Origin of the sequence: Acinetobacter sp. YH12021 (assembly GCF_013420145.1) — a bacterium.
In the GTDB taxonomy this organism is placed as follows: domain Bacteria; phylum Pseudomonadota; class Gammaproteobacteria; order Pseudomonadales; family Moraxellaceae; genus Acinetobacter; species Acinetobacter towneri.
Window position 1 is genome coordinate 14043 of the sequence record NZ_VOYT01000024.1, and the last position, 19400, is coordinate 33442.

General features: G+C 40.4%; 19 protein-coding genes, 1 tRNA gene and 2 pseudogenes. 7 read left to right on the forward strand and 15 right to left on the reverse strand.

What is annotated here, in order from left to right:
• Nucleotide 1 precedes the first annotated feature (1 nt).
• The 7 genes from atpA to FTT91_RS13035 all read right to left on the reverse strand — a co-directional run bounded on the left by atpA (nucleotide 2) and on the right by FTT91_RS13035 (nucleotide 5371).
• Nucleotides 2–1546 carry a F0F1 ATP synthase subunit alpha gene (gene atpA, locus FTT91_RS13005; RefSeq protein WP_180169584.1) on the reverse strand — a complete coding sequence of 515 codons (1545 nt, stop codon included), beginning with the start codon at nucleotides 1544–1546 and terminating at the stop codon, nucleotides 2–4.
• Between the two features lie 46 nt (nucleotides 1547–1592).
• Nucleotides 1593–2129, reverse strand: coding sequence for a F0F1 ATP synthase subunit delta (locus tag FTT91_RS13010; RefSeq protein ID WP_180169585.1), 537 nt, complete (start codon nucleotides 2127–2129; stop codon nucleotides 1593–1595).
• A 12-nt stretch (nucleotides 2130–2141) separates the two neighbouring features.
• Nucleotides 2142–2612, reverse strand: a complete 471-nt coding sequence (locus FTT91_RS13015; protein ID WP_004780703.1) for a F0F1 ATP synthase subunit B — start codon at nucleotides 2610–2612, stop codon at nucleotides 2142–2144.
• Between the two features lie 39 nt (nucleotides 2613–2651).
• Complete coding sequence (atpE, locus tag FTT91_RS13020; RefSeq protein WP_000424060.1) at nucleotides 2652–2897, reverse strand: F0F1 ATP synthase subunit C; 246 nt, start codon at nucleotides 2895–2897, stop codon at nucleotides 2652–2654.
• 84 nt (nucleotides 2898–2981) lie between these two features.
• The gene (atpB, locus tag FTT91_RS13025; protein WP_004970145.1) at nucleotides 2982–3857 is read right to left on the reverse strand and encodes a F0F1 ATP synthase subunit A; all 876 of its coding nucleotides are present in this window, start codon (nucleotides 3855–3857) and stop codon (nucleotides 2982–2984) included.
• A gap of 103 nt (nucleotides 3858–3960) precedes the next feature.
• Nucleotides 3961–4359, reverse strand: coding sequence for an ATP synthase subunit I (locus FTT91_RS13030; RefSeq protein WP_004970147.1), 399 nt, complete (start codon nucleotides 4357–4359; stop codon nucleotides 3961–3963).
• Between the two features lie 172 nt (nucleotides 4360–4531).
• Nucleotides 4532–5371, reverse strand: coding sequence for a metal ABC transporter solute-binding protein, Zn/Mn family (locus tag FTT91_RS13035; RefSeq protein ID WP_104852883.1), 840 nt, complete (start codon nucleotides 5369–5371; stop codon nucleotides 4532–4534).
• Nucleotides 5372–5506: 135 nt separating this feature from the next.
• Here FTT91_RS13035 and FTT91_RS13040 point away from each other — a divergent pair, with 135 nt between their 5' ends.
• The 3 genes from FTT91_RS13040 to znuB are packed head-to-tail and all read left to right on the forward strand — an operon-like array spanning nucleotide 5507 to nucleotide 7569.
• Nucleotides 5507–6001 (forward strand): transcriptional repressor, encoded by a 495-nt coding sequence (locus tag FTT91_RS13040; RefSeq protein WP_004970151.1) that lies wholly within the window; start codon nucleotides 5507–5509, stop codon nucleotides 5999–6001.
• Nucleotides 5977–6765 carry a zinc ABC transporter ATP-binding protein ZnuC gene (gene znuC / locus FTT91_RS13045; protein WP_004970152.1) on the forward strand — a complete coding sequence of 263 codons (789 nt, stop codon included), beginning with the start codon at nucleotides 5977–5979 and terminating at the stop codon, nucleotides 6763–6765. Before FTT91_RS13040 ends, znuC begins: the two co-directional genes overlap by 25 nt.
• A gap of 3 nt (nucleotides 6766–6768) precedes the next feature.
• Complete coding sequence (znuB, locus tag FTT91_RS13050; RefSeq protein ID WP_167845687.1) at nucleotides 6769–7569, forward strand: zinc ABC transporter permease subunit ZnuB; 801 nt, start codon at nucleotides 6769–6771, stop codon at nucleotides 7567–7569.
• 8 nt (nucleotides 7570–7577) lie between these two features.
• Here znuB and FTT91_RS13055 read toward each other — a convergent pair whose 3' ends face one another.
• Nucleotides 7578–8018 (reverse strand): hypothetical protein, encoded by a 441-nt coding sequence (locus tag FTT91_RS13055; RefSeq protein WP_180169586.1) that lies wholly within the window; start codon nucleotides 8016–8018, stop codon nucleotides 7578–7580.
• A gap of 59 nt (nucleotides 8019–8077) precedes the next feature.
• Complete coding sequence (locus tag FTT91_RS13060; protein ID WP_026438405.1) at nucleotides 8078–8698, reverse strand: LysE family transporter; 621 nt, start codon at nucleotides 8696–8698, stop codon at nucleotides 8078–8080.
• Nucleotides 8699–8859: 161 nt separating this feature from the next.
• Here FTT91_RS13060 and FTT91_RS13065 point away from each other — a divergent pair, with 161 nt between their 5' ends.
• Nucleotides 8860–9780, forward strand: coding sequence for a Dyp-type peroxidase (locus FTT91_RS13065; RefSeq protein ID WP_180169587.1), 921 nt, complete (start codon nucleotides 8860–8862; stop codon nucleotides 9778–9780).
• Nucleotides 9781–9834: 54 nt separating this feature from the next.
• On the opposite strand, the gene FTT91_RS13070 is transcribed toward FTT91_RS13065, so the two are convergent.
• From FTT91_RS13070 to FTT91_RS13080, 3 genes are read right to left on the reverse strand one after another with little or no spacing between them, the layout of a single operon-like run.
• Nucleotides 9835–10539 carry a hypothetical protein gene (locus FTT91_RS13070; RefSeq protein ID WP_180169588.1) on the reverse strand — a complete coding sequence of 235 codons (705 nt, stop codon included), beginning with the start codon at nucleotides 10537–10539 and terminating at the stop codon, nucleotides 9835–9837.
• The gene (locus FTT91_RS13075) at nucleotides 10526–12139 is read right to left on the reverse strand and encodes a glycoside hydrolase family 19 protein (RefSeq protein ID WP_131261260.1); all 1614 of its coding nucleotides are present in this window, start codon (nucleotides 12137–12139) and stop codon (nucleotides 10526–10528) included. The genes FTT91_RS13070 and FTT91_RS13075 overlap by 14 nt, the downstream gene beginning before the upstream one ends.
• Nucleotides 12139–15021, reverse strand: a complete 2883-nt coding sequence (locus tag FTT91_RS13080) for a type VI secretion system Vgr family protein (RefSeq protein WP_180169589.1) — start codon at nucleotides 15019–15021, stop codon at nucleotides 12139–12141. Before FTT91_RS13080 ends, FTT91_RS13075 begins: the two co-directional genes overlap by 1 nt.
• A 394-nt stretch (nucleotides 15022–15415) precedes the next feature.
• Here FTT91_RS13080 and FTT91_RS13085 point away from each other — a divergent pair, with 394 nt between their 5' ends.
• The 3 genes and pseudogenes from FTT91_RS13085 to FTT91_RS13095 form a co-directional block, all read left to right on the forward strand.
• Complete coding sequence (locus FTT91_RS13085; RefSeq protein WP_180169590.1) at nucleotides 15416–15643, forward strand: hypothetical protein; 228 nt, start codon at nucleotides 15416–15418, stop codon at nucleotides 15641–15643.
• Nucleotides 15644–15848: 205 nt separating this feature from the next.
• Nucleotides 15849–15924, forward strand: a tRNA-Thr gene (locus FTT91_RS13090).
• Nucleotides 15925–16286: 362 nt separating this feature from the next.
• Nucleotides 16287–16544, forward strand: a pseudogene (locus FTT91_RS13095) (PAAR domain-containing protein); the annotation flags it as partial.
• A gap of 70 nt (nucleotides 16545–16614) precedes the next feature.
• Here FTT91_RS13095 and FTT91_RS13100 read toward each other — a convergent pair.
• The 3 genes and pseudogenes from FTT91_RS13100 to FTT91_RS13110 form a co-directional block, all read right to left on the reverse strand.
• Nucleotides 16615–17445 carry a cyclopropane-fatty-acyl-phospholipid synthase family protein gene (locus tag FTT91_RS13100; protein WP_180169591.1) on the reverse strand — a complete coding sequence of 277 codons (831 nt, stop codon included), beginning with the start codon at nucleotides 17443–17445 and terminating at the stop codon, nucleotides 16615–16617.
• A gap of 328 nt (nucleotides 17446–17773) precedes the next feature.
• Nucleotides 17774–19081, reverse strand: a complete 1308-nt coding sequence (locus FTT91_RS13105) for an FAD-dependent oxidoreductase (RefSeq protein WP_004970183.1) — start codon at nucleotides 19079–19081, stop codon at nucleotides 17774–17776.
• A 202-nt stretch (nucleotides 19082–19283) separates the two neighbouring features.
• A pseudogene (locus tag FTT91_RS13110) lies at nucleotides 19284–19400 on the reverse strand (IS982 family transposase); the annotation flags it as partial.

Sequence of the window (19400 nt, forward strand, 5' to 3'; positions counted from 1 at the left end):
ATTAGTAAGTTTGAGTCGCTTTAAAGCTTTCAATACCTGCTTTGATTGCAGCTTCGATGTCTTTGTTGAAATCACCAGTTTCATCGATTTGTTGCATTAACGCAGCATTTTCTGAACGGAAGTAAGAAATTAACGCAGCATCAAAGTCTACGATTTTCTTCACTTCTACGTCAGCCATGTAGCCTTCGTTAGATGCATAAACTGAAACAGCTTGGTCAGCAATTGAGTATGGCGCATATTGTTTCTGCTTCATTAACTCAGTTACACGTTGACCATGTTCAAGTTGCTTACGAGTTGCTTCATCAAGGTCAGAAGCGAACTGAGCAAACGCTGCCAATTCACGGTATTGCGCCAAAGCGGTACGGATACCACCAGACAATTTTTTGATGATCTTAGTTTGAGCAGAACCACCAACACGCGATACAGAAATACCCGCGTTCACAGCAGGACGGATACCCGCGTTGAATAATGATGTTTCTAAGAAGATCTGACCATCAGTAATCGAAATTACGTTGGTTGGAACGAATGCAGATACGTCACCTGCTTGAGTTTCAATAATCGGCAATGCAGTTAAAGAACCAGTTTGACCTTTAACTTCACCGTTAGTGAATTTCTCAACGTAGTCAGCAGATACACGAGAAGCACGCTCAAGTAGACGCGAGTGTAGATAGAACACGTCACCTGGATAAGCTTCACGACCTGGTGGACGACGTAAAAGCAATGAAATTTGACGATACGCAACAGCTTGTTTAGACAAGTCATCATAAATGATAAGCGCGTCTTCACCACGGTCACGGAAGTATTCACCCATTGTACAGCCAGAGTATGGAGCAAGATACAACATTGCTGCTGGATCTGCCGCTGCTGCTGCGACAACAGTTGTATACGCCATAGCGCCAGTTTCTTCTAGCTTGCGCACAACGTTAGCGATAGTCGATTGTTTTTGACCAATTGCTACGTACACACACTTAATGCCAGAGTTTTTCTGAGCGATGATCGCATCGATCGCCATTGCTGTTTTACCAGTCTGACGGTCACCAATGATCAACTCACGTTGACCACGGCCTACTGGGATCATTGTATCTACTGATTTATAACCAGTTTGTACAGGTTGATCCACTGATTGACGCCAAATTACGCCTGGTGCTACTTTTTCAACAGCATCAGTCAGTTTTGCATCAATAGGGCCTTTACCATCAATCGGGTTACCCAAAGCATCTACGACACGGCCAAGAAGTTCAGGACCAACCGGAACTTCTAATACACGACCTGTACAACGAGCTTTTTGACCTTCTTGAAGGCTTAAGTAGTTACCTAAAACAACGACGCCCACTGAATCCTGTTCTAGGTTCAGTGCCATACCGTATAAGCCGCCGTCGAATTCGATCATTTCACCGTACATTGCATCAGCAAGGCCGTGAATGCGCACAATACCGTCGGATACCATAACAATGGTACCTTCGTTTTTAGCGGTCGCGCTGGTGTCCAGATCGCCGATACGCTGTTTAATGAGCGCACTGATCTCGGATGGATTCAGTTGTTGCATTGCGCTATACCTCAATCTTTTTAAAGTTCAGTCTTCTTATATGCAATTAAGCTAGAAGACGAGTACGCATTTTTTCAAGCTTATTAAGCGCAGAATCATCTATCACTTGGTCGCCTGCACGAATAACCACACCCGCGATTAACGCTGGGTTAACTTCTACAGTAACATTTACTGCTGCATTGAATTTTTTCTCTAACGCATGAGTAAGAAGTTGTTCCTGTACAGAAGTCAATGGGAATGCTGATTCAATTACAACATCCACAGTATTGTTATTCTGTGATTTGAGCTGTTCATATTCTGCAGCGATTTCAGGAAGCAAAGCCAAACGTGCGTTTTCAGCAAGCATAGTCAAAAAGTTTGACACTGCAGGCGTTTGGTCTTCGCCTAAAACTTTAGCAAAAAGTGCCACCTGCTCAGCAGGTGTCAACTCAGGGCGATTTAGATAAGCTGAAAATGCTTCGTCTTGCACCGCAGCACTGAGCAATTCAAGTGCAGTTGACCAAGAGTCAGCTGTACCTTGCTCAGAAGCGTAAGCAAATGCTGCTTTTGCGTAAGGGCGTGCCAACGTCAAGAGTTCAGCCATAATCCGCCTCTCTTAAAGTTTAGCAGCCAGCTGAGTCAGCATGGCATTGTGAGCTTCTGCGTCAACTTGCTGGCTAAGAATTTTCTCAGCACCAGCAACTGCAAGAGCAGCCACTTGTTGACGTAATTCTTCGCGAGCAGCATTGATTTCAGTATCAACAGCTTCTTTAGCTTGTTGACGAATACGCTCACCTTCAGCTGACGCTTGGGTACGAGCTTCTTCGACCAATTGCGCTGCACGACGGTTCGCTTGTTCGATCAATTGAGCCGCTTGTGCTTTTGCCGCGTCCAGTTCAGCTTTCACTTGTGCTTGCGCATCTGCAAGGTCAGCCTTCGCTTTTTCAGCAGCGTTTAAGCCATCAGCGATTTTACGCTGACGTTCACTAATCGCATTGATTAGTGGTGGCCATACAAACTTCATGCAGAATGCGACGAAAATCGCAAACGCAATCGCTTGGCCAAACAATGTGAGGTTGATATTCATTGCAAATTCCTCAAATAGTGAATTTCGGAATTAAGCTGATTAACCTACAAATGGATTAGCGAAGATGAAGAACAAGCCAATACCAACACCGATCATAGGCACAGCATCAAGAAGACCCGCGATTAAGAACATACGAGTTTGAAGTTGTGGAGCCAATTCTGGTTGACGAGCTACAGCTTCAAGGAAACGGCCGCCTAGAAGACCAAAACCAATCGCAGTACCTAAAGCACCGAAAGCGATCAAGATAGCAGATGCAATTGCAACTAGACCTAAAGTGAGTTCCATGATAATTCCTCAGAGGTTAGGTTTATACCAAATTAAGTTAAAAAATTGTGTGCCCAACCGCCCGATGACAGTTAGGCCATACCATTAATGCTTTTCGCTTGCCATGCTCATGTACACGATAGTCAACATCATGAAAATGAATGCTTGTAGCGTAATAATCAAAATGTGGAAAATCGCCCAAGGCACAGACAATGCCCACTGGATCCAGAACGGTAATAACGCGATAAGAATGAAGATTAACTCACCCGCATACATGTTACCGAACAGTCGTAGAGCCAATGAAACTGGTCGCGCCAAGAAAGTAGTCAATTCCAACAATAAGTTGAATGGAATTAAAAGCACTTTAGCAACTGGATTACTTGGGTTGAATGGGTTAAGTGCCAACTCACCAACGAAGCCGCCAACACCTTTCTCACGAATACTATAGAAAATAATTAAGAAGAATACAGAAATAGACATACCTAAGGTAATGTTTGGATCTGTAGTCGGAACAATTTTAAAGTAAACCTGATGAGGGTCCACACCCAGCATAGATGCAATCGCCTGTTGAGCTACATAAGGAATAAAGTCAACAGGGATTAAATCCATCAAGTTCATGAGGAAAATCCACACGAAAATGGTTAATGCTAAGGGTGCAATTAATCGAGACTTCCCATGGAAGGTATCACGTACACTTGAATCCACAAACTCGATAATCACTTCAATTACTGACTGGAATTTACCAGGCACGCCTGAATTTGCAGCTTTCGCAACAATCCAGAACAATAAACAGAAGATCAGACCAAGTCCGATAGACCAACCCATTGAATCCAAGTGAATAGCAGTGAACCCCATCTGTTGAGCTTCTTCAGCAGACTCAGCCAACTTCCATGAACCGTCTGGCATTTTGCCATAGGTCATATTGGTCAAGTGATGCTTGATATACTCGGTCGAAGTAAGGGCATGTTCTTCAGCAGCCATAAATCACACCTGGTCAATGTAAAAAAACTAATAGAACAAACGAACATCGCGTGCTGCTTGATATCTCGCCTATTCCTGAAAAACTTTTCAATTTTTGCTGCGTTTAGACTCGTTTTTGTAATCGTGACACCCAAAATGGCGCAACCCACGACATGCTTTGAACGAGCATAAAACCACAAAACAATGCCACCGGGGATAACGGCTGTACATTGCTTAAAATTAAAATGAATCCTACGATCACGATTGCAAACTTACCGAGCATTCCTCTATACATGTTCGAAAGAACCTGTCTGGACGCTCGTGCACCTGCTGCTCGAAACGACTGCCATGAAAAATAACAACTTGCCAACCAACAAACACTAGCACCAAGTGCAGCGCTTAAGGCAGCCGTTGAGTCTTTCAAGACCCACGCTATCAGGGCTGAAACTGGAATCATGAATGCTTGTAAGAAGACCAAAGCTTTAGCTAATCGTCGGTCAATCAAGCGACTAGTTCGGCTCATTTTTTTATCCACTCACAGCATTAATGCTTGACAAGTTCAACTGATGATCGTTTTTTATCGCAGGCATTATAGAGTTAGCCCCCTGAACATGCAATCGTTTCCCGACCTTAGTCGTGTTTTTTTGCATGTTTGTCTCGGAATTGTCATATTTCAAATTTGCTTAAAAAACGCATCATTTTCGTGCATTTAATACACAAGCCTTGGTTTGCTTGGCTAATTGCTGCCACGCTTGCACAAAATCATCTGCGCCGCGCATGCTTTCATCGACCTTTTGAAACACAATTGGATTCAATTTCATATACTGATTTTTACTGGCATGTCCTTCTGCAAGTAGGCACATTTTTGGATTTGGTCGGTGATCGTTCAAATATTTAATTTGTGCGACTGTTGGCGCAATATGCGGATCATTGGTCATCGACCCAGAAAATTCTAAATTTAAGGCACGTTCTAAATATTGATAGGCATCGTGATAAGCCCAATATGGCTGTACTGCAGTTTGAGTCTGAAACTGACTTGCACTTTTGAATAAACTCTGTGCGAAGGCACGTGCGTTGTTCCAATAAGCATCGCGATGTTCAGGCATTTGCTGAGAACGTAACGCGGCAATAAAGAAGCCGATACGCACCGCATTGTTTGGGTCTAGCCAGACATGGCTGTCTACTGTATTTTTTAATGCTGCACCACGTTCTGAACGCTGCGGCAAAGTTTTCATAATGCCCGTATCTAATAAAGCAATCGCTTTAGGATTTTGATGTAATACACGTTCTAGCGGTGCTTCATGCGCCTTACCTAGCCAAATAATTAAATCCGCATCTTGGATGATTTTTCGATGTGCAGGCGTGAGCGATACATCATGCCCTGTTTGATCTGCCAGTAATAACGTGGGTGTTTCGATATTTTGCGTGACTTTTTGGGCAATCAAATAGATAGGATGGGTAGACACCACCAAAGCCTGCGCCATGCTGACAGTACTGCATAACGCTAAAAGACAGAAACTAAATAAACGAAACATTGCGGCATATCACGAAAAATCGACAAATGTTATAATATAACAAATTTATAAAAATACCTACGTATAATCGAAACTAATAACGCTTCATGCTAAGATTTACTGTCGTTTTTCTTTTAAAGTTCAACTGGGGTGGCTATGAGCTTATGTTCGCACGAGCATCACAATGCATTACATGGCGTTCACGACCATCACAATGTCGATCAACGTCTTGCCGAAGCTGAAAGTTTATGTGCGGCAACAGGTGCTCGTTTAACACCGCTACGTAAAGAAGTGTTGGAACTCATTCTCAAGGCATCTGCACCAATGGGTGCTTATGATTTATTGGCGAAAATTAAAAGTGAGTCTGATCGTCCTGCAGCACCGCCAACGGTGTACCGTACTTTGGATTTTTTACTGGAAAAAGGACTAATTCACCGTTTGACTTCAATCAATGCATATATTCCTTGCTGTCATCCACGTGAAGGACACCAAGCGGCTTTTTTGATCTGTACTGAATGTAAAGTCGTTAAAGAAGCTTCAGCGCAAGGTTTATTAGAGCAATTAGATCAGTTGGCAGCCTCTGACCGCTTTAGCCCGCATCACAGCATTATTGAGATTTCTGGAAAATGTCAGCAGTGCAACAGCAAATAACCACTGCACCGCTCATCGCCTTGCACAATATTCAGGTGCGAATAGATGAGCGCGATATTTTAAAAAATGTCGATTTTGAATTACATGCACATGAAATTGTCACGCTAATTGGCCCCAATGGCGCAGGAAAATCGACTCTAATTAAAGTCTTGCTTGGCATTGTCAAACCAAATGCAGGCAAGCTCGTAAATGCTCGCAAATTGACCTTTTCTTATGTGCCGCAAAAGTTTAATCCTTCACACAGCTTGCCTTTAAGAGTGAAAGATTTACTGGCTTTAGAAAAATGCCCAGACGCAATTAAAGCAGAAATTATCCGCGATACTGGCATTGCCAAACTGCAAGATTCAAAAGTACAACAACTGTCTGGTGGTGAGCGGCAACGGGTGCTATTGGCACGCGCCTTATTACGTCAACCTGATGTTTTGGTACTGGATGAGCCGATGCAAGGACTAGATATTCAGTCCGAAGCTGAACTGTATGACTATGTGCGCAACTTACCGAGCAAATATGGCTGTGCGGTGTTGATGGTGTCGCATGATTTGCAATGGGTCATGCAAGGTACGCATCGTGTGGTATGTTTAAATAAACACATTTGCTGTAGCGGTTTGCCCGAAAATGTACAGCAACATCCTGAATACCAAGCTATTTTTGGAACCAATCGGGTGTTTTATCAACACCACCATGAACACTGTGCACATGGGGATCATGCCGAGCCTTGTCAGCATGATTCACGTCCTCATATTCACCCTGAACCGGAAGCTTAACCCATGATGGATTGGCTACAATTGCTGTTACCTGCATGGATCATGGGCAGTTTATTGGTATTTTTGACCGCCCCACTTGGCTGTTTAATGCTGTGGCGACGCATGTCCTTTTTTGCCGATACGATGGCACATGGTACGTTATTGGGTGTGGCGATTGCAGGGGCGTTGAGTTTGCCTCTGTGGATGGGCGTGACATTCTTGGCATTATTATTGGTGGGTGTTTTGTGGATTTTACATGATCCACGGTTGCCAAATGATGCATTATTGGCGCTCTGCTCTGCAACCTTGCTCTGTTCAGGTTTGCTCTTTATTCAGCATATTCCAAGTTTGCGTCCTGAATTGCTGAGCTATTTATTTGGTGATTTACTCACCATTTCATGGGCAGATTTACCTGTATTTGCCCTAGTGATTATTGTTGCTTTAGCGGTGCTGTATAAATTTTGGCAGGCACAAATTCAAATCGCAATTGACCCTGATATTGCGGTTAGTGAAGGCGTGAATGCCCAATGGCAACGCCTGATTTTTATGTTGTTGTTGGCATTATTTACGGTATTGGCTTTACGTGCAGTCGGCTCTTTATTGATGGGCGCATTGCTGGTGATTCCCGCCTTAACCGCACGTTTATTGGCTCACTCGCCTAAACAAATGGTGATTTGGGCATTTATTGTGGCGCAAATTGCAGTCAGCGTAGGTTTATGGTCAAGTGCGGGCTTAAATATTTCGACAGGTTTAAGTATTGTGATGACTATGGCGATCATTTTTGCGGTGATTTTTAGCGTACAAAAAGTCAGAACGATGGCTTAGTTTTTCGTTCATGAGTATCTATATTTTTTTATTGCAGCAATGAGCATTACGACCAAAAGTAGCAGCATGTACACTATCCACAGTGCCATATCACTGTGAATCACTTGCTGTAAAAGACTCAGTTGCTGCTGAGCTTCTGAAACAGCATTCCAATCTATTGTTTGTAGATAAAACATTGCATGAATGGCAATCAACAACACAGCTGTGATATTAATCAACACCACACTTTGCCACACTGTATGTTTAAAATAAGTTTGCAAAGCGGCAAATACAAAAGAAAAAATCAAATTGATACTCAAATGCACCATCAAAGCAATTGGCCAAAACACGCGATCTATTGAAAAGTGAATCGCTAATCCAATTGCAATTAAAGTTGAAAAACTCAAAAGCAACATGCAAATCCACCAATGTTGCCAATAACGTGCTCGCGGAATACCTTTAATTTTCAACGTAAATCTCAATCTATTTTTTTATAATTACAACATACACTTTTGTGTAATTGAAGGCATTACTGATGCACCAAACTCAACAAAAAAGCAGCGCCTGCAAACAATGCAGCAAAAGTACGATTCATGAATTTTTGCTGCTTCGGTGATCTTAACAAACGTAAAACTTTAGCAGCCAAGCCCGTATAGCCCGCCATCACAATCAAATCAATACTAATCATGGTCAACGCCATAATTGCATATTGCGTCCATTGTGGTTTAGATAAATCTAAAAATTGCGGTAAAACTGCCAATAAAAACACAATTGCTTTGGGATTGCTCATATTGACTAAAAAGCCGTACATCACCAATTTTCCAGCAGATTTTCGCGTCAGCTCATGCTGAATTTCAATCGACTGTGCAGGCGCTGCCCATTGCAAATACGCCAGATATAACAAATATGCCACACCAAACCATTTCACGATTAGAAATGCCCAAGGCGTTGTGGCAAATAATACCCCTGCCCCTGCAGCTACAATCGCGATTTGCAATAATAAAGCCAGTTGTAGACCAATCGCATTCCAATATCCATGTCGAAAACCATAATTCAAACCACTCGACATAGATGCTATTGCACCCGCGCCAGGTGAAACACTAATCACCCAACAGGCCAACATAAACGCAATCCAAACTTGATAAGACATATATCGCCGCTTTTCACAAGACAGTGCATTATATGATATTTCACTTAATCTCATGACTAAAAAACGTGGAATAAAAATCGGGTTGAGGCTATTAAGCCTGCATACAATCAGGCACAATAACGTCAACTTTATAGAAAACAACAAATTTTCAGGAGCTATACATGACTGCCCAATCAGTAATTTTGCCACTACCTTCAGATCATGCTCGCTTTCTTGTACTACGTTTAAAAGACTTAAGCATTGCTGAGTTAAAAGAAAAATTGGCTGACTTGTTTAGCACACGGGATCGTTTGATTACCCAACATCCACATGCCCAAATTAAAACTGGCGTCGCTTTTGGTCCTGAACTTTGGGCACAACTCTATGAGCAATCTCCAGATGGTTTTAAACAATTACAACCGATTCAAGGGGCGTACCCAATGCCTGTCGTGCCTGCGGATGTGATTATTCATCTCGCGAGTGCCCGTTCAGATATTTGCTTTGCGCTCAGTCAGGCCTTTTTTGAAGGGATTCAAGACAAAATTGAAGTCTTGGATGAACGGGTCTGTTTCCGTTATTTTGATGGACGCGACATGACTGGCTTTATTGATGGTACCGAAAACCCACAATTTCCAGATGATCGTGCTGAAGTTGCACTTTTAGGCGAAGATGCAGGCGTGTTTGCCGATGGTTCATTTATTTTTGCACAGCGCTATTGCCACGATTTAGAAAAATGGAAAAAGCTCAAAGTCGATGCCCAAGAACACGTGATTGGACGTACCAAGCTAGAATCGATTGAATTAGATGAAGATGTACAACCTGAAAATTCGCACGTTTCACGTACTGTCGTTGAAGATGATGCAGGCGATGAAATGGAAATTTTGCGCCATTCTTTACCTTATGGTGATGGCAAGGGCGATCAGGGTTTATTCTTTATTGCCTATACCAAAGATTTGAGCATTATTGATGCCATGTTAGAACGTATGTTTGGTACTTCAGGTGATGGCATCCACGATCGTTTATTGCATTTCGTCACCGCCTTGGATGGTGCATATTACTTTGCCCCGAGTGAGGAGTTGCTAGAAGAAGTTTTGGAAGGTTGATCAAAGCTATCATGAAGTTGCTACAAAGCGACTTCATGAGGATTATCCTATACATCAAATAACATCGGACAGCATAATATATGCCTTTACCACTCCATTTTTTTTACTAATATAATCAATACTTAGGAAAAAATTATCTTTGTTTTTTGCAATATGGTTTATTTTGACTCGATCCCCTTGGATGAGATAAGACTTTTTCCGAATAAAATAACGATCAAACAAGAATGCTTTAGGAGAAGTTATCATCAGATTTTGAATCTCTCTTCCTAAGTCATCTTTAAGCACATAAACTTTATAACCATTTAAAAAATAAGTACTTATATTTATGTTTGGAGCCAAAGATTTCCATTCCTCTTGTCTTGAATAGCTTCCAGACTTTAATGTATAGATTCTTTTGTAGCTGATTGCTCCATCTTTGAACCTTTCAATAATCTGATTATTTATAAATTCAGGATCATACAAAGGACTTAAATAAAATTCTTTTGCCTTCAGGGAAGAAATTTCAAATATTCGATACTGCCCACTTGGATTACAGTCTTCAGTATAATTGACCACTACATATTTTTTTAAAGGAATACCAAAATACTCTACTGAAAAAGCATCTTTATCAAAACAATAGTCTTTTTTATTAAATAATAAGAAATTTTCTCCGTTTTCATTATAATAAATACTATTTTTTTCTTTAATCAATATTTCTTCTGCCGATACATAACAAGTAAAAAGCAATAAAAAAAATAGATAAAATTTATTTAAATCCATCTCTTTTCTCAACCTCTTTTAATATTTTTATAAATAATTTTTTTCTTTCAGCCATACCATTATTTCCACCGTTTATTCTCCTACTAACAGATTCAACAACTTTTAAATGATAGTTATCACTATAAGTGCCATTTAAATCTTTATATCCTTTGTGAATTAAACTATCAGCATTTTTAAATACATTAAAAGCCCAGACTGAGCTATCTACAGCATGAAATAAATCATCACAGAGTAATTCCGGATTATTAACCACGTCAATTCCAGAATAGCTTTTATATTTTTTATACGCACTTTTCCAAGTTAGCTGAATTAAGCCTCGCCCTTTGTATTTAGGGCCATCTCCTAAAGATGTGTTTCCTTCAGCCAAAATTTGTTTTCTTCTTCTACATGCTCGGCTTTTTTTTATATCACAAACAGATGGTGGAAAATTTGAAATATCATAATCCTTACCGCTCGCATACTCAATCAATGTATTAAAATGATCACACTCATGATAAATTTGTGCTAAAAAATGACATAACATTAATTTGTCTTTAAGATTATGCTTAATTAGGCTTTTGTTTAACTCTATAACAAATTTTTCAGGTGGAGTATTATGTGTCGATCGCCCTTTCATTACACGATGAGAAAATAGTTTATTAGAGCCATAAACAGCTTTAAAAAAACTTAATGAAACTATCTCCTCTAAATTATACTTGATACTTTTCTCAATACTCGGCCTACCCTCTGCCGTGATACCTTTAACAACCTCCACATCCAAACGCAATTCAACCGCATCTGCACGCATTCTTTTTGCACTATAAGTCACAGGGCTTAAAGCATCCCCATTCGGCTTTAATACTCTAAATTGCAAACGCTGCCCCACCATACTGAACAATGGAGTACTGCCATTTAAAATGGTAATTATCTGTTTTTTACCCGTATCCAACATCAACATTTCAATATCAGTTGGAGTTTCAATTAACTGCTCACCTGTTCTATCTTTTAGTTTTAATTCAGATCGGCTTTTGAAATTACTATATGGTTCATCGAGTTGTATTAAAATCGGCTGCTGTGAGCCATTTTTAGAATTTACCTCACATTTCACGACAAATTGATCATTTGAAGTTAACACCAAAATTTCAATATCACGCTGTGGTGATGACAATACCTCCACGATCCCATTTTCATTGGTATATCGTTCATAAGCATTTTTCCGCCCTCTAGGTCTTGATTGAATAGGAAAATTTGAAACCACTTTCCCAGCACAATCTACCACTTTAAAAGTAGTTGTAACAATTCTAGCTTTGGTTTCACCTAATTCTTTTTGTTTATATTCTTCAATTGTTTTAGGTAACTGAATTTTTATTGGATCTTGTGATGATGAACCAATAGATGTATGAATGACCTTAAAAACAGTAAAATCTTTTTGATTGGGTGGTTTTGCCAGTATTTCTACTGTTCTTTGTGGAGATGCCTGAAATACAAACTGCCCATGAAGATCAGTTTTCTGAAGATTTTCACGTTTTGAACCTTGGTATCTAGACATAACATTTAAGTTGATCACCCGACGCCCTGAACGATCATAAAATTTTGATGTAATTGTGACTAAATTACTCATTAGCCTAAATCCTCTTCTGCATAAACTTCATCTTCTTCTAATTCTGTTTCTTCTTCTATTTCAGCCCATAATTCATCAATATTATTATCTTGTACAGCCGACTGAGTTAAATAGACATAGGATGAATTAAACCCTAACGCAACGAATTCAGTTTTTTCTGACGTATAAAATCTTAATGAACTGACACTCTGATTTGCATCTTGTATATTTTTATTCGTGTTAATGAGCCTTCCATCTTGCTTTCCGACAACAAAAATCTCTTTCTCATCTTCAGTTGCAACATCCCACTGATAATCAATTTGATGACTATATTCAGTCTCAGCTTGAGGCAAACTGTATTGGACGCTTGCCACCCGTTCCCCACCCTCAAAACAATGCTGCCCCGCCTTACATTCAAATTTCCCACCTGTTGTATTCAACACACCTTTTGAATTTATTTTGATTTGTGAACCGCCTGCCGTTAGCACAATTTCTTTCGGACTGCTGATTTCAATGCGCCCCTCAGTTGAAATAATTTGAATCCCTTCCCGTGCAAAAAAATCTACACCATCATCTTGTGCCTGAATTTCGACTTTTCCCTTGGCTGCAAAAGCACGTATACCTTGCTCCGCTGCAAATAAACTGATTTTATCGCGTGCATGTGTAATCACAGATTTTTGGGTAGAAACATTAATACTGCCTGCGGCACTTTGATGAATATGTTGATCTGCAGAAAGGTGTAAATCTTGCTGAGTTGAAACTGCAATTGAGTTGGGCGCACAAAGAATCATAACCGCCTGCTTAAAACTTGCCGCTTTAGTTTGATCTTCTAGTTCAATTTGATTTAAAAATTCTTTGAGATGCTCCAGTGTTTCCAAAGGATCTGTTTGCTGATTTTGTGCCAACTCACTTAAGCCTTTGCTTGCCGCTAAACTGGACTCCAATTGCCTTTTGGCAGGACTCGCATCTAAATGATACGCTTGTGCCTGTGCTTGTGGATGAGTTGAAAGCAGTAAGCCTGCACCTGCACGCACAGCTCCCCACCGATCAGTTCTTAATTCAAAGCCTTCGCCGCGCCCAATTGAATCCTCCTGCCGCATTGGATGGCTCAAATATCCTAAATTCAACTGACTCGCAGCATGACTACTCTGCAATTGCGCACTGAATTGTTTGGTGGTGTCATTGAAGCGAAGTTGGTTAAACCCTGCACCACGTATTTCTTGTGAACGAATCCCGCTCAAGTATTTGGTATCGGGTAGAGTTCCAACTGTATCGAATTGTGTCTGTTGTCGTTCTGCCTCATGTAAACGTCCAACCACAAAAGGACGATCAATATTGCCATCAAAGAAATCCACCACCACAATTTCACCAATACGTGGGTGAAATCTTGCACCATAACCCTCACCTGCCCACGGTGTGAGTACATCCACCCACGCCGAATCGCTCTCATTGTCGTTGGCACCCGCACCACCATCATGCAAGTGGTCATCACTTCGGGTAAATAAAAACCGAACTTTAATACGCCCCCACGCATCTACATGCACGGTTTCATCCTCAGGTCCAACCACTTTAGCGCGCTGTGGATAAGCCACGGGACGATGCAGTAATGGATTAAACTCTGGAACGAGCGCAATATGTCGTCGAATCAAATTCAATTGACAAAATTGTTGAGGATCACCCTCCAACGGTAACTGAAATGTCCACTGACTTTGTTGCAGCAGACTCAAAAAATGCTGTTGTAATTCAGGTGCTAAATTGTTTTGGTTATAAAACTGTTTGGACAGTATTAAAAACTCTCGTTCAGGTTGGGGATGCTGATCAATTTCAGCATGCCCGTGTAATTCAAACCAATACCCCACTTGCGCATCACGTAAATTACTTTGCGCGGAAAAATATTTTGCCTGTAAATCATAATATCGCGCCAATTGTTGTCCCAATTGTTCTAATTGTTCGGTACTTGCAGCTGTCACCTGATCTTGCCCAGTTAAGTCTTGCATCCACGCAGGACTCACGCACCACGCCTGTTCTAAACTTAAAGCTTCACTATTTTGTGTGCTACTTTGTAAGGGCGATGTGAACTGTACTGAATTTTGGTCTTGCACCAAAAGATCGGGTTGCCAGCGTTGTAACTGTACTTCAGTGGGTTGCAGGTTACGCTGTGCCATCCAAGTGTAAATGCTATCCCGCTGCTCGATTGCACTTGTACGCTGAAATGCCACTCGTCTACGTTTTAAGGGCTGATAATGACTATTCTGCTCAATCAGTCTTAATTTTTGTGTATCCATAGGCGTTAAAAAATGCTCAACCCAAGGTTGTTTTTCATCCACCAACCAATTGATGCCTTCGCTACGCCACAAACGGGTTAAAAACTCATAATCGCTTTCGTTGGATTGTATGATGAGAGGTCGAACTGCATAACGCTGACTGAGACCACTTAAATCTAAACTTAAACTTGCAGCAAATAATGCACTGCGGTCTTGCCATTCTTTAAACAGAATTTCACTCACCTCCACCACAGTTTTATTCATAAATACCCGACTGTTGCGGCGTTTATGCCACAAAGCCGTTGCATCCTGAATCTGCAATTTATAGAGATTGAGCGTGCCATCACTTTGCCCTTGCGCTGCTGCAGTAATAATGCCGCTATGTCGAAATAATTCGCCTTGATCGGTGAGTTGATCTACAGCCACCTGACTGCCAATAAATTGTTTCAACGGCAAATTTGCATGCGGTGAGAGGCATAAGACATCCATCTGCAAACCTTGGTTGATGGCATGCTGACCATAAACGCACTGCAAAAAGACCTGATGATTTAAGGCTGAATTAGAAAACTGGATATGAATTGTGCGGTGTTGAGGGCTTAAGCCAAATTTTTCTAATACAGCAAAGAGTGAACTTTGCATTGTTATTATCGTTGCTATTTTTATAGTGGCGCTATTCTAATCAGCAACTTGGCAATTATCTAGAGCGTAAAATGGATAAAGCGATAAACGGAATTTGCAGTTAAGACCATCTCCATCGCCAATTTTGATAATCCTCAATCCCTCTATTGATGAAAAATCAACAAACATGACACATTGCGTTACTCTGCAGTCAAGACAATCTTCAATCGCTATGCTACAACTGAGTTATGCCGTCAAAAAAGGAGAGGTGAAGAAATTTATTGTTTTTTATCAAAACCTTTTTTTATTTTTATTTCGTCATCTCAGCTTTCTACATAAAAGGGTCATCATTAAGCTTTAGCATAATAAAAGCATGCAAATGCCTTACATATATAACTGCTATTCGGGAGCGAACATGAATAACAGCCAAAATTATGTCAAACAAATTAAAAATGCTAAACGTGGAGGATATACGCCTACCATCGCCAAAGACATCAACAAACATAAGATTCAAAAAGCCATTCGCCTAATTGAACAATGGAGAACGCTCGCAAATGAACTCAAACCACAAATGCAACTTGATATGGCCTTTACCTTAGAAGAATGTGCACAGGATTTAGATCGCATCTTAAAAAATAAATAATCGCTTTTCACACTTCATTTCAAGTTATTTTCTTCAATGAGCCCACCCGCTGGGCTCATTTCATACAAAACCTTCTATGTGATTTCCTCGTTTGTAACGCGCCAAAATACTGTGTACAAAATCTTCAAAAACTCTATGCCCTGCATTAAACGGTTACTTTTTGGCTTGCGCACACGTAAAAATTCTGTAAAATTCTCTACACAACGCCGGCATAGCTCAGTTGGTAGAGCAACTGACTTGTAATCAGTAGGTCCACAGTTCGAATCCGTGTGCCGGCACCATATTAAACCTCATAAATTAAAAATTTATGAGGTTTTTTGTTTTTATAAACGTATATTTTTATCTTCCTCATGCTGCCCGAATCTCCAATTTATTCAGGGCGTCTATCTATCTGCAAAACTTTAACCGCAATACGGGATTGTGATTTTTAGCTTGTTAAATGTATTTTATACTTTAGAATGCAATACACATATTTCAGAGCTTATTTTTATATTGATGGTCTATTTTGTTGATGTTTCATCCATATAGACTGACATTTAAAAATATTTTTGTGAATTAAAATAAAAATTTAAAATTATAAGTCTTAGAAAATTGAGTATTAAAACAATGCTTCTCTAAAGTTTTCTAGTTTAAGGAATACCTCATGGCTCAAAGCTTTGCAACGCATCATTCCATGACCAATCATGGTGGAATCATCCTTGCCAATCAAATGCATGTTTCTCAAATGGGAAATTTATTTTTAGTGGCGGGTAATGGACATTTCTGCCCTAAGTGCCAGCGTTGGTCCACAATTATAAAAAGTCACGATCATATTCTTTTTGATGACAAAGCCGTGGCTTATGTCGGGGATCAATTGACGTGTGGCGCAAAAATTTTACCGAAGCAGTTTCATGTGGTGGGTAGGATTTAAAGCTAAGCATGGACAACTAAACACCGAAAAATCCCATCATCTAACAGCTCATTACAATAGATTAAGCTTTTTCCGCACTCACCTGCACATATTTAATCCAGCCATCTGCATAGAGCTTGGCACATAAACGTGCGGTCATGGCAATTTTAAACCAGTCTGCATCTCGCGTTTGTACTCGATGCTTGAGATGCTGATTCACATAGTCAGCAAAACCCGCCAAAACTTGTGCCGACAAATCTTCCACCTGAATCTGTTTAAATTCAAACTGTGCCAAGACCGCTCGAAGCTGACTTTCGGACATTAGATCTTTAAAATTGACATCGGCAGATTTTAATAAGGCACGATATTGCAGCTGTTTGAATGCATGTGGTGGCGCTTGTTCTGCCCAAATTAAATAATGAAAGCCCAAACGTCCGTTTGAATTCAAAACTGCATTGACCTGACTTAAAAATGAATTCAAATGACTGTGATATGCCGCATCAATACAGAACACCACATCAAAACGTGGTTGTGGAAAAAGTGCTTTTAAATTTAAAAATGAAGCAGCGTGAATTTTAATATTTGAATTTAAATGTTGTCGAATCGACTGCACATGATGATCTTGTAGCTCAACAGCTTCAAGTCGTTGTATTTGATAGTGTTCCAACCAATATTTAAGACTGGCACCTTGCCCACAGCCTAAATCCAACACAACATCTTTTGAATTTAAATGCACTGCTGCGGCCAAATGCGCTGCCAAATTTTGACATGCAGCGGGATAATCAGATCCCACTGCATCTGACCAATAACCTAAATTACTCCACGGCAATGCGGAAGTATCTCCCAAATATGCCGCTTGAATGGCATATTTATGTTTTGGAAAATGCTGTCGTATCGCCTGTTGCCATTTCATACTGACTCAGTCTAATTCAAAAAAGAGGGGCTGTTGATAATTCATCTATGTTTGCGACAACGCATATTTTTTAGCTGATATAAGGCATGAGGCAGGAAATTTAGTCATTCTAAATGACTGACTCATAACGCAATAGCAGCAAAAAATATGCTTGTCCCCTTGCGCAGCAAACAAAGCAGTGCTTTGTTCTTGCTCATGTGGCTAAAACTTTCTCAGATTGCGTTATGAAACTTGGCAATAGTCTCACTATTCCCTGCGTTTCATGCCTGATCTGCTCAGTTTTAGCCTACAGCACAAACCATTTATGAAATATCAACAGACCCTAAACTTAATAACCTAATTGCGGCGCAACCTCAACTTGTGGTTTTAAATCAATAAACGGTAATGGTGCACCAAAAATTTCTGCAATATGCATAGCGGAAGTCACTGCAGATTCTAAAATTGGTAAACCATCGCACGACCATGAACCACAGAAGAACACTTTACGATTGTCTTGATGATGCCGTTGCTGCAATTCTTTGTTTAATGCCACCGTCTTTGAATCCACTACAGCGCGGGTTAAAGTTACCGTTGAAATGATCTTTTTCGGATCAATTGGTGTGACTGGACGCCATGTTTGGAACACTGGCGATTTACCGACCAAAGTTGGTTCGATCGAGTTAAGCCATACCGTAAATTGCTGACGAGTAAATTTACGATCCATCATATAACTTAAAACAGACCAATCTTTACGTTTTGGCGGCATCACCGTTTGATCAGTGTGAATCACCAAATCACCCTGCTCGAATTTGAACTGTTTAAGCAATTCAATATCTTCTGCAAATTGTTGATTGTCCAAGAAGTCTTGGACTTTAGTGGTTGGCGTTGCAATCACCACACGGTCAAATGTTTGCGACTGACCCTCAGAATTTTCAACAATTACACCATCTTCTTGTTGATGAACACGAGTAATCGCTGCACCACTTTGAATATTAATACCTTCAATCAACTTATCAACCAATGCAGGCGTGCCACCTTGTAAACGCAATAATGCATCACCATCAGTCAATTGGCGTAAAAATACCAACAATGGTTTTGCTGGCCATTCACCAATGGTTTTAGGGTCACAAGTACAAATGGTGTAAAGCACTGGCATCACTGCACCATGCCAAAACACTTCTTCAATTTCGTTACGGTTGATAAATTCCGCAAGGGTAATGTCTTGGTTTTTAGATTTGAAAAATTTAGCGATGGCTGTTTTTAACTGCAACATGCCTTTTACCAAACGCCAGCCGTATTGTTGTATGCCTTTACGGTTGTTAATGATTGGGAAATTACCAATACGGGTACGGCTTGTGGTCAGCCAAGTTTCGGTACGATCTTCAAATAACCAACTGCACGCCATATAAGTACGCACAGGATAAGTTTTAATGCCTAAATGTGTGGCCAAGCTGAGGGTGTTTTTCCACAAATGTGGGTTCATGACCCGTAACGGCGCATCAATTAAACCATCCTCAAATTCGATGCTATGACTGTCCATTCCACGACCAGGCAGCGCCTCAAAAATTGTAATGTTATGCCCTGCATCTTTAAGAATTCTTGCGGTAGCCAGTCCAGCCATACCACTACCGATCACTGCGATATCCAAACCGATCATCCATCTTTTTACATACTTTATGAAATTATGAACCATGCCTAAGGAAAATGAGCTATTAAAAACTACCAGATTGTGTACTTTTCACAGAGAAACAACACAAAGTACATTGGCAATATGATTACATTTTTTAACAATCAGAAAGTGCTTAAATAAGCCTTAGAATTTATTCATATTATTTCTTTAATACTATAAATAACCCCAGTTACGGATAAGCCAAAGATTTAATCACATGAATTTTAGGCTTATTCTTTTGGCAAAGTTGATACGCACATAGTGAAGAAAATACGCCTGCTAAAAAACCAGCAATCGAACGATGTTT

Bases quoted from the DNA above. Each gene is read 5' to 3' on its own strand.
- atpA (WP_180169584.1), bottom strand. From the start codon at position 1,546: ATGCAACAACTGAATCCATCCGAGATCAGTGCGCTCATTAAACAGCGT.
- FTT91_RS13010 (WP_180169585.1), bottom strand. From the start codon at position 2,129: ATGGCTGAACTCTTGACGTTGGCACGCCCTTACGCAAAAGCAGCATTT.
- FTT91_RS13015 (WP_004780703.1), bottom strand. From the start codon at position 2,612: ATGAATATCAACCTCACATTGTTTGGCCAAGCGATTGCGTTTGCGATT.
- atpE (WP_000424060.1), bottom strand. From the start codon at position 2,897: ATGGAACTCACTTTAGGTCTAGTTGCAATTGCATCTGCTATCTTGATC.
- atpB (WP_004970145.1), bottom strand. From the start codon at position 3,857: ATGGCTGCTGAAGAACATGCCCTTACTTCGACCGAGTATATCAAGCAT.
- FTT91_RS13030 (WP_004970147.1), bottom strand. From the start codon at position 4,359: ATGAGCCGAACTAGTCGCTTGATTGACCGACGATTAGCTAAAGCTTTG.
- FTT91_RS13035 (WP_104852883.1), bottom strand. From the start codon at position 5,371: ATGTTTCGTTTATTTAGTTTCTGTCTTTTAGCGTTATGCAGTACTGTC.
- FTT91_RS13040 (WP_004970151.1), top strand. From the start codon at position 5,507: ATGAGCTTATGTTCGCACGAGCATCACAATGCATTACATGGCGTTCAC.
- znuC (WP_004970152.1), top strand. From the start codon at position 5,977: ATGTCAGCAGTGCAACAGCAAATAACCACTGCACCGCTCATCGCCTTG.
- znuB (WP_167845687.1), top strand. From the start codon at position 6,769: ATGATGGATTGGCTACAATTGCTGTTACCTGCATGGATCATGGGCAGT.
- FTT91_RS13060 (WP_026438405.1), bottom strand. From the start codon at position 8,698: ATGTCTTATCAAGTTTGGATTGCGTTTATGTTGGCCTGTTGGGTGATT.
- FTT91_RS13065 (WP_180169587.1), top strand. From the start codon at position 8,860: ATGACTGCCCAATCAGTAATTTTGCCACTACCTTCAGATCATGCTCGC.
- FTT91_RS13070 (WP_180169588.1), bottom strand. From the start codon at position 10,539: ATGGATTTAAATAAATTTTATCTATTTTTTTTATTGCTTTTTACTTGT.
- FTT91_RS13075 (WP_131261260.1), bottom strand. From the start codon at position 12,139: ATGAGTAATTTAGTCACAATTACATCAAAATTTTATGATCGTTCAGGG.
- FTT91_RS13080 (WP_180169589.1), bottom strand. From the start codon at position 15,021: ATGCAAAGTTCACTCTTTGCTGTATTAGAAAAATTTGGCTTAAGCCCT.
- FTT91_RS13085 (WP_180169590.1), top strand. From the start codon at position 15,416: ATGAATAACAGCCAAAATTATGTCAAACAAATTAAAAATGCTAAACGT.
- FTT91_RS13100 (WP_180169591.1), bottom strand. From the start codon at position 17,445: ATGAAATGGCAACAGGCGATACGACAGCATTTTCCAAAACATAAATAT.
- FTT91_RS13105 (WP_004970183.1), bottom strand. From the start codon at position 19,081: ATGATCGGTTTGGATATCGCAGTGATCGGTAGTGGTATGGCTGGACTG.